General features: G+C 45.6%; 8 protein-coding genes. 5 read left to right on the forward strand and 3 right to left on the reverse strand.

Going from position 1 to position 9,380, the window contains the following annotated elements:
- Positions 1-187: 187 nt before the first annotated feature.
- The 3 genes from Q4519_RS20910 to rdgC all read right to left on the reverse strand — a co-directional run bounded on the left by Q4519_RS20910 (position 188) and on the right by rdgC (position 1,838).
- Positions 188-487: a hypothetical protein gene (locus Q4519_RS20910; protein ID WP_303515748.1), complete on the reverse strand. Its 300-nt coding sequence runs from the start codon at positions 485-487 to the stop codon at positions 188-190.
- 100 nt (positions 488-587) lie between these two features.
- Positions 588-848, reverse strand: a complete 261-nt coding sequence (locus Q4519_RS20915; RefSeq protein WP_303515750.1) for a hypothetical protein — start codon at positions 846-848, stop codon at positions 588-590.
- A gap of 78 nt (positions 849-926) precedes the next feature.
- On the reverse strand, positions 927-1,838 hold the full coding sequence (rdgC, locus tag Q4519_RS20920) for a recombination-associated protein RdgC (protein ID WP_233051934.1): 912 nt from the start codon (positions 1,836-1,838) through the stop codon (positions 927-929).
- Between the two features lie 191 nt (positions 1,839-2,029).
- Between rdgC and Q4519_RS20925 the strand changes: the two genes are divergently transcribed.
- The 5 genes from Q4519_RS20925 (at position 2,030) to Q4519_RS20945 (ending at position 9,335) form a co-directional block, all read left to right on the forward strand.
- The gene (locus Q4519_RS20925; RefSeq protein ID WP_303515756.1) at positions 2,030-3,187 is read left to right on the forward strand and encodes an exonuclease SbcCD subunit D; all 1,158 of its coding nucleotides are present in this window, start codon (positions 2,030-2,032) and stop codon (positions 3,185-3,187) included.
- Positions 3,184-6,237, forward strand: a complete 3,054-nt coding sequence (locus tag Q4519_RS20930; RefSeq protein WP_303515759.1) for an SMC family ATPase — start codon at positions 3,184-3,186, stop codon at positions 6,235-6,237. The genes Q4519_RS20925 and Q4519_RS20930 overlap by 4 nt, the downstream gene beginning before the upstream one ends.
- 209 nt (positions 6,238-6,446) lie before the next feature.
- A complete protein-coding gene (gene phoB / locus Q4519_RS20935; RefSeq protein WP_232801826.1) occupies positions 6,447-7,136 on the forward strand; it encodes a phosphate regulon transcriptional regulator PhoB in 690 nt (229 codons plus the stop codon).
- 70 nt (positions 7,137-7,206) lie between these two features.
- The gene (phoR, locus tag Q4519_RS20940; RefSeq protein ID WP_232801827.1) at positions 7,207-8,520 is read left to right on the forward strand and encodes a phosphate regulon sensor histidine kinase PhoR; all 1,314 of its coding nucleotides are present in this window, start codon (positions 7,207-7,209) and stop codon (positions 8,518-8,520) included.
- 269 nt (positions 8,521-8,789) lie between these two features.
- Positions 8,790-9,335, forward strand: a complete 546-nt coding sequence (locus Q4519_RS20945; protein ID WP_303515762.1) for a cache domain-containing protein — start codon at positions 8,790-8,792, stop codon at positions 9,333-9,335.
- Positions 9,336-9,380: the final 45 nt, after the last annotated feature.

The following is a 9,380-nucleotide window of genomic DNA, read 5'->3' on the forward strand; positions in this document are numbered from 1 at the left end:
CACGCATCTTATGCTATGACATCGCAAAACTATTGAACAATACGAGGAGTCCATATAAGCCCCAGTCATGGGGCGATGGTGTTTATCGCAGCATGACTGCTGCTCCTACTTGCAGACCTTAACAGGCAAAAGGCTAGAGCTCAGAACCTTGCGCATATCTTTGTTATATATGGAAGAGTAGATTGGGCTAACATGCTGTACTTATTAGTAATAAAAAGTGCCTATCTTTTCTTTTTTCAATTTTGAACATTTGTGCAAACCCAATAACGTCAGTGATGGACTCGTCTGGATGGCTAGTCGTGGTTATAGGGAGAGGGTTAGATCCATCTCCTACGGACAGTTCATCCATGATTTCTTCCCATACTTCACAGTCCTTACCAACCACACAAAAGAGTTCATTTTTTTGGTTGAGTAAGCTCTTAAGCAGCTTGTCATGTTCTTTTTTATAGCCGGATACTGATACAAGTACGAATTTATAATTTTGCATAGCAATTACGTTTTCTCAAGATCCTAGGAGCAATAATGTGCTTACCAAAAGCCTTGACGGTGACACAAAAGAGATGCCTGTTCTGTCTTTTCTGGTCGTTTTACCACCACTGATTCTCAACTCTTTGGCCTTCGATCTCTTGCGGGCCTCGCTTTTTCCATTCTATGGCTTCATCAATAGTTAACTTACGGATGCCACAATGGACGGTGCTGCAATTTTGAATACGGCCATCAATTAAGGAAATCCCCTCAATATTACTACCGGATTCATCTACTTCGATGCATAGACATGGGTGGAAGCTGCAACTTTCGAAGTAATCCCCGACTTTTATTTTTCCTGCTGAGTTTATTCTGTCAGCCATGATTTTTTAACTACCTACCAAAAGGGATGTCTGTCCAACCCACAAACCCTCAGGCTTGCGGGCATTGAAAACGGCTAATTACGCCTTCTTATCTTCACCGCCAAGGGCTTCTACTAGCGCGGGAATAAAGGCTTCTAACTCACCAGTCATTAACGCAAAGTCTGCGTCAAAGCGGGCGGCAAAGTCATCGCCGTCAACGTCTTCGTTTTCTTCACGCAATACGTCTGAGAATTTAACGCGTTTCACGCCCATGTCTTCACCTAGGATGAACGACACGTTTTCTTGCCAGTTTAGGGCAAGCTTGGTCACTAGCTTGTCGGCGTCTAAGTGGGCTTTGATTTCTTCGGCGGTTAAATCTTGCTGCTTACAACGAATAATGCCGCCGTGCTCTAGGGCGCTGCGCAGCTCGGCTTCGTCTTCAATGTTAAAGCCAGCTGGAATGTTGCCTTCGTTAAGCCAGTCGGTCATGGTCAGCTCTGGTGGCGTGGTTAGGCTTAGCGGCACCACTGGCAAGCTGCCTAAACATTTACGCAGTAGGGCAATTAATTCTTCGGCTTTTTTTGCGCTGGATGCGTCAACCACAAGTAAGTCTGATTTTGGGCTGATCCAAGCAAAGGTTTGGCTGGTGCGGCTAAAAGCGCGTGGCAGCAGCTCCATGATGATGTCTTCTTTGAGCGCGTCTTTTTCTTTTTTCTTTAACGCGCGGCCTTGGGTTTCTTCAAGGGCAAGGGCTCGCTCTTCGACCATATCTTTGATCACTGGGCCCGGTAGCATTTTTTCTTCTTTCTTAACACAAAGCAGAATGTTGCCGTCAGCGCCGTGAGTCAGGGTTTGACCAAACTTGCCTAAGGGTTTTACCCAGCCAAATTTCGATACGTCTTGCGAGCCACAAGGGGCAAATTCAAAATCCGTTAAGGTGTTTTCCAAGGCTTCAATGGTGTGTTCAAAAGGGCGGGTAAAACGATAAATTTGCAGGTTTTTAAACCACATAGTATTGATCCACTTATATAAAATATCTGCACCTTACGCATGACTAAGCGTATTGATAGCGTCAGAAGGGTTGGAAAAGGTCACTTAGGCATGCATGATAAACTATTTTTAGCTTATTATGATCCCTGCTTTGGGCTTTTTTGTTTTCGGCGAGCCACTCCTCATTTTTTTACTAGGCATTTATTATTTCAATGAAATTTATTCACACTTCTGATTGGCATCTTGGCCGTCAACTGCATAACCAATCTTTACTTGACGATCAACGCCATGTATTAAATCAAATTATTGAGTTAGCCCAGCAGCATCACGTGGATGCGGTAGTGGTGGCGGGTGACATTTATGATCGCTCGGTGCCGCCGGCGCAAGCGGTGAGTTTGCTCAATGAAGTGTTAACAACCTTGGTAAAAGAGTTAGCTATTCCTGTGGTGATGATCGCGGGTAATCACGATGGCGCTGAGCGGTTAGGTTTTGCCAGTGCGCAAATGATAGCCAGTGGTTTGCATATTACCGGCCCATTGAATGAGCAAATAACGCCGGTAGTGATTAAAGGGCGTTCAGGTGTTAGCGCGGCTTTTTATTCACTGCCTTACGTTGAGCCAGCCACGGTGCGCAGTGTGTTTGATACCGCTGCAACTAGCCATCAAGAAGCGATGCAAGTGTTACTTGAGCAAGTGCAGCAACAGATTGATGCCAGTAACAATAAAGTCAAAAATGTGGTGGTTAGCCATTGCTTTTTAGATGGCGGCGAAGAGAGTGAGTCAGAGCGCCCCTTAAGCATTGGCGGCGCCGATAAAATTGCGCCCAATTTATTTAGTGAGTTTGATTATGTTGCATTAGGTCACTTACATGGCCCGCAATACAAGGGCCAGCCTCATGTGCGTTATAGCGGCTCAATCTTGAAATATTCTTTTAGTGAGCAGCACCAAAACAAATCCGTCACATTAGTAGAGTTGGTTGATAATGCGCCTGCGCAGATTGAGCTATTGCCGTTAACGCCGCTGCGTGATGTGCGTATTATTGAAGGGTTTTTGGCGGACATTATTGCCAGTAGTGAGCAAGATACTGCCCTTGATGATTACATTATGGTGCGCTTGCTGGATAAAACCGCGATCTTGGATGTGATAGGTAAAATTCGCCAAGTGTATCCCAATGTATTGCATATTGAACGCACCGGTTTGATGGCGGAGTCGGCGCAATTAGAGCGGCGCACTGATCACATCAAAAAAGGCGAAATGGCGATGTTCAGTGACTTTTTTTCGCAGGTGCAAGGAGAGGCGCTCAGTGAGCAGCAACAAGCTTGTATTAACGCCACCTTAGATGAACTTCACCAGCAGGAGCAAAGCCAATGAGACCGATTCATTTATCCATGACGGCGTTTGGCCCGTTTGCTGATACTCAAACCATCGACTTTGCCAAGCTCGGGCAAAACCCGCTGTTTTTACTCAATGGTCCCACTGGCGCCGGTAAAACGTCTATTTTAGATGCCATCTGTTTTGCCTTATATGGCAAAAGCACCGGCGATGAGCGCGAAGCGGCGCAGATGCGCTGTGATTATGCCGCGCCAACGACACTGACCGAAGTGACCTTTGAATTTGAACTAGGCTCGCAGCGCTATCGTATTCGCCGTGTACCGGAGCAGGCAAGGCCGAAAAAAAGCGGTGAGGGCACCACAGACCAAAAACCAGAGGCGCAGTTATATCGCGTAGATGGCGAGCAAGAAGTGTTATTGGTGCCGAGTAAAGTTAGCGAAGCCAATGCTTTAATTGAGCAGTTAACTGGGCTGGATGCGGATCAGTTTCGTCAAGTGATGGTGTTGCCGCAAGGCAAGTTTCGCCAGCTGTTAATGGCGGATTCAAAAGAGCGGGAAAAGATCTTTAGTCAGCTGTTTCAAACTCAAATATATCGCAAAATTGAAGACAAGCTAAAAGCCCAAGCCGCCGCGCTACGTAAAGAAAACGAAGCCTTGACCAATCAACGCACCGGTATGATCAATGCCTTAGAGCTTGAAGAAGGGGTTTCGTTAGAAGATGAGCAAACTAAGCTTGCGCCGAAGCTGGCGGATGCCTTAACGCAAAAAAATGCTCACACACAAGCATACGAGCAAGCTAACCATGCTCTTGTTAGTGCCAAAAGTATTGCCGCGGACTTTACCGCTTTAGCCCAATTAAAAGCCGAGCAGCTTAAGCTAGATGAGCAAAGCGGCGTGATAACGCAAACTCAGCAACGGTGTGAGCGTGGCCAGCAAGCTCAGCAGATTGAGCCTAGTTACCAATTTTATTTGGCGCGCGAACAAGAGGCGCAGTTAAGCCAAAAAGCGTTGCAGCAAAGTGAAGAGCAATTAAAGCAAGGGCAGCGGGTAGCCAGCGAAAAAGTGGCTGAATTTGCTCAATTAGCGCAGTTAAACGAGCAAGCTAAAGCTGAACAAGCTGAGTTACAAAAGCTTAATGGTTTAACTGTGCCTTTTAACGCTCTTGCTGAACTTGCTCGTGAAATAAAACAAGCCGAAACCGCGCGCTTGAACGGCCAGCAACAGCTGCAAACATTTGAGCAGAAGTTGGCGCAATGTTTACAACAAAAGCAAATTGATGACGCCGAGCTGGCAAAGCAGCAACAACTAGCAGAGCCATTGTTTAATTTGCAGCAGCAATTTAATGCTTTACAAGCTCACGAAAAGACTCACCAACAGTGGCTTAAAGCCAGTGCTGAACTAGCCTCGCTAGGCGAAAAGCTGCAACAGTCTTTGGTTAATGGCAAGGCGTTAAACCTTGCTGAACAACAGGCGCGTGAGCAGCTTAATCAGGCGCAATTACGCTGGCATCAAGGTCAAGCGGCCATTTTGGCGCAAACTCTGCAGCAAGGCTTGCCATGTCCGGTTTGTGGTAGTGGTTCGCATCCTGTGCCTGCCCAGCCACAACATGACCTACCCACAGAAGCGGTATTAGAGCAGTTAACCCAGCAGGCGAATAAGGCGCAGCAGGACTTGGCCAGCGCACGCCAAGAATACAAAAGCTTAAATGTGCAGTTAACGGAAAAGCAGCAATTTGTTGCTGAGCTGGCGTTAAGTTTGGGGGAATATGTTCAATACAGTGCACAGCAGTTAGCCCAGCATCTGCATGGGTTAAAGGGGCAAGTTGAACAGGCGCAATTGGCGCAAAATCAGGTGAAAACCATTGCGGCGCGCTTAAAGCAACAGCAGCAACAAGAGGAGCCACTGCGCCAACAAGTCGACGCTGAGTCGAAAAGAGTGAACCAATTACAAAGTCAGCTGGCGCAATTGCAAGGTAAAGAGGCTAGCCTGCGCGAGCAAATTCCCACTGACTTTAGCTCTCTAACGCAACTTGAGCTGGCCATTACCGCAGCGACAAAAGTGCTGACTGAACTTGAGCTTAACATTCAAACCATACGAGACCAGCACCAAGTTGCGCAAACCGCACTGGCGCAACTGCAGGCGGCGAACACCGCTGCGATAGCACAAAATGAAACCAGTAAAGCGCGCCAAGAGCAGGCGTTAACTGAGTTTAATCATCAGCTAGCAGCGGCAAATTTTGCCGATCTGGCTGCTTACAAACAAGCTTGTTTAACCAAAGCGGAAATCAGCGCCCTGACTGAAGAAATCAATGCTTATCAGCAAGCTTGCCAGAAAAATCAGGCCAACACCGCTCAGCTGACTCACAAATTAGCCGATGTTAGCGAGCCTGATATGGCGCAATTAACGCAGCAAGCTGAGATGCTATTGGCGCAAAAAACACAAGCCGAAGCGACTTGGCAAGGGCTGCATCACCGCGCAGAGCAGCTGCAAAAAGCCGCGCTGCAATTAGCTGAGCTGGGCAAAAAGATAACGCAGGTTGAACAAGAATACGAAGTTGTCGGCACGCTGGCTAATGTCGCCAATGGTCAAACAGGAAATAAGATTAGCTTACAGCGATTTGTGCTGAGCGTGTTACTGGATGATGTGTTGCTAGATGCCAGTGCCAGACTACAGTTAATGAGTAAGGGTCGGTATCGCTTATTGCGCAAAGAAGAAAGAGCCAAAGGCAATAAAGCGTCAGGGCTAGAGCTAGAAGTAGAAGATGCATACACAGGCAAGGTGCGCTCGGTGGCAACGTTAAGTGGCGGCGAAAGTTTTATGGCGGCGCTGGCGATGGCGTTAGGGCTTTCTGAAGTGGTGCAAGCCTACGCCGGTGGTATTAAGTTAGACACGCTTTTTATCGATGAAGGCTTTGGCAGCTTAGACCAAGAATCCCTTGATTTAGCCGTAAGAACCTTAATGGATTTGCAAAGTAGTGGCCGTATGGTGGGAGTAATTTCTCATGTTTCTGAGATGAAAGAGCAACTTAGTACACGAGTGGATGTTAGTAAAACATCGATGGGAAGCACTTTAACCCTTGTTTTACCTTAATGATGTATCGTAATATTCGAGCTTAAATATCGATATTACCGAATTAGCTTGGTTTTTATGCTGGATGGAAGAGATCGCTAATGTGCAGATTTTTTTCATCTTAACGTCACAAAAATATCACTATTGCTCGAGTCAAGGCTTGTTTGTCATATAAGTGTCATACAAACAGCTAATAATGCACTCAATCGTAATAAACATAGAGTTACAAGATGTCTAGAAGAATACTTGTAGTAGAGGATGAAGCACCTATTCGTGAAATGCTTTGTTTTGTGCTAGAGCAAAAAGGTTATGAGGCAATTGAAGCGTCTGATTTCGAGATGGCATTAGAGAAATTAGTTGAACCGTTTCCTGACTTAATTTTATTAGATTGGATGTTGCCTGGTGGTACCGGGATCCAACTGATAAAACAGCTAAAGCAAGACGACATTACGCGTCAAATTCCGGTAGTGATGCTGACAGCGCGTGGTGAAGAGGAAGATAAGATCCGTGGCCTCGAAGTGGGCGCCGATGATTACATCACTAAACCCTTTTCACCTAAAGAGCTGATGGCGAGACTTAAAGCGGTAATGCGCCGCGTTTCACCAACCTCTTTAGATGATGTGATTGAAGTTCAAGGCTTGAAGTTAGATCCAGTTTCTCATCGCGTCAGTGCTAATGAAAACCCATTAGAAATGGGGCCAACAGAGTTTAAGTTGCTGCACTTTTTTATGACACATCCCGAGCGTGTATATAGCCGTGAGCAGTTGCTTAATAATGTGTGGGGTACCAACGTTTATGTGGAAGACCGCACTGTTGATGTTCATATTCGCCGTTTACGTAAAGCAGTAGCAGATGAAGGCCATGACCGTTTAATTCAAACGGTACGTGGTGCGGGTTATCGCTTTTCAACACGGATGTAGTGGCTTCCTAAACGGATGTTGCCAGACTATATTGACTGGATAGGCTAAAAAAAGGAAAACGGTACGCTCTATGTTGCAACCTTTCTCTTGGATGGTACTTTTTGTTCGTGTGCTGTTTTTCTATATTCCCTTTATTATTCTTGGTTTGATCATTGATGAGCTGACTTTATGTCTTTTAATTGCCACTGTTGCCCACCTTGCCTGGCATTATAACAACCAGAAAAAGTTGGCTGACTGGCTTTGGCATGATCGCAGTTTGATCCCGCCCAATGGCCGAGGTAGCTGGGAAATTGTATTTAACGGTATCTATAAGTTGCAACAGCGACACCGCGTTCGTCGTCGAGAATTAGCCAGTGTTATTCGCCGTTTTCGAGAAGGGGCTGAGGCCTTGCCTGATGCGGCAGTGGTGTTTAAAACCGATGGCAGCATTATTTGGTGTAATCGCCTAGCGGAAGGGATTTTAGGCTTTCGTTGGCCGGAAGACGCGGGGCAGCATATTGGTAATCTGATCCGTACGCCTCATTTTGTCGACTATTTAAAAGCGCGAGACTTTGATACGCCCCTCGAAGTGGTTTCTCCGGTTCAATCCGACAAATTATTGGAATTTCGCATCATGCCTTATACCTCGGGGCAAAATATGTTGGTGGCACGCGATGTGACTCATGTGCGCCAATTAGAAGCGATGCGCCGAAATTTTGTGTCCAGTGTGTCTCATGAATTAAGAACGCCTTTAACCGTTCTAAAAGGTTACTTGGAAATGATTGAAGATGCCCCTGAAACGAGTTCAGGTATGTGGGGTAAAGCGCACCATGTAATGGCAGAGCAAACGGCGCGCATGGATTCGCTGGTTGAACAGTTACTCACTTTGTCTCGTATTGAAGCCACACCTGATGTCGATCTTGAACAGATGGTTGATATACCGTCTATGTTGAGTTTGGTTGAAAAAGAGGCGCAAGCCTTAAGTGGTGATAAAAAGCATCAACTGGTGTTTGAAGTAAACCCTGACTTAAAAGTGCACGGCGATGCTGAGCAGTTACGAAGTGCCATTTCTAACTTGGTTTATAACGCGGTTTATTATACGCCTGCTAACCGCGAAATTAAGGTTCAATGGTTAAAACAAGACCAAGGTGCGCATTTTGCCGTAACCGATAAAGGCAATGGTATTGCGCCAGAACATATATCTCGTTTAACCGAACGTTTCTACCGAGTTGATAAAGCAAGGTCTCGAGAGACGGGCGGTTCGGGCTTAGGCTTGTCCATTGTAAAACATGCGTTAAGCCATCATAACAGTGCCCTAGAAATTGAAAGTGAAGTAGGCGTTGGTAGTCGATTTAGTTTCACTATCCCATCACAGTTTGTATATTCCTCTTCTACATCCCATTAACAAGTGCGTTAGCGCATAAATAATTTCGTTTTGTGGTGTAAAATTATACATATATTTTATAACTTCCCCCCCTCGTTCGATAAATTCAACATAAATATGATCTAAGTCCGTAGAAGCATCAAACATACATCAGGAATATAACTTTAGGGATATATTTTGAATCCTAGCGTGTTGTGGTTTTAGCTTCACTTTTGCTATATTGCTGCCGTTGTGTCTAGATGAGAACTGTTCTCACTATTGACTGTTTGCATAATACATTAGGTAACATAATGGACTATATCAAAAACCTATCGGTTAAAAGTAAGATCTCTTTTTTGGTGACGTTTGCCTCTTTGTCCATTCTGTTGATGGCTTGGTTTGGCGCGTTAGAGCTAAAAGACAGCATGTTAGCGGAGCGAAAACAGCAGCTAAAACATCAAGTTGAAGCATCGATGGGGGTGTTTTCTCATTATCAAGGGCAAGTCGCTCGTGGCGAAATGGAATTAGCAACAGCGCAGCAACTCGCTTTTAAACAGCTTTCCGAAATGGCCTATGGCTCTGATGGTTACTTCTTCGCTTTTAACGATGACTTTGTCTTAAAGGCCAGTTTAAAAGGCTCGACTAAAATAGGCAGTAACGTTGGTTCAACCAAAGACAGCTATGGCGTTTATCTTTATCGTGAGATATTGAATTCAGTGCGCTCCGGAGGCGGCTCTGGTTATCTTGAATACCATTTTCCCAAGAAAGCTGGGGGTAACCCTGACTCCAAATTGTCTTATGCCGCTGAATTTGCTCCGTGGGAGATCTGTTCTGGTCTAATCCCATCGGACACTTAATTTTGAGACAATAACGTCAATAGATTAAGGAAATGATATGAGCCT

Source organism: Motilimonas sp. 1_MG-2023 (assembly GCF_030547455.1).
Classification (GTDB): domain Bacteria; phylum Pseudomonadota; class Gammaproteobacteria; order Enterobacterales; family CBDFNC01; genus Motilimonas.